The sequence below is a fragment of the Veillonella parvula genome, from assembly GCF_024461875.1.
Taxonomy (GTDB): Bacteria; Bacillota; Negativicutes; order Veillonellales; family Veillonellaceae; genus Veillonella; species Veillonella parvula_I.
Genome location: NZ_JANGAL010000038.1, coordinates 1 through 275 on the forward strand (window position 1 = coordinate 1; position 275 = coordinate 275).

Sequence of the window (275 nt, forward strand, 5' to 3'; positions counted from 1 at the left end):
GCACAGTGGACAATTCCGAGAGGTCAAGGCGGCGTTGTTCAGATGGAAGAGTTCAAAGCGAACCTCGGACAGCCGATCTACATTCAGGGAATGTTCTTCGGATGTGAGTTCCCGGCAGCGGATACAGAGATCGTAAACGGAACAGGATTTATGCGTTATTACAGTGGTAAGACGTTCAGCAGACTGAAAGAAGATAATCAGTTGACAACAGACGATAAGTATGTGACATGGCAGACAGTTGCAGGTGCGGCAAGAAGTACAGAGCAGGAAGTTAT

General features: G+C 47.6%; 1 protein-coding gene. It reads left to right on the top strand.

Annotated elements, in window-relative coordinates; all coding sequences use genetic code 11:
* Positions 1–42: 42 nt before the first annotated feature.
* A partial coding sequence (locus tag NE668_RS09780; RefSeq protein WP_256196777.1) for a hypothetical protein occupies positions 43–275 on the top strand: 233 nt, incomplete at its 3' end.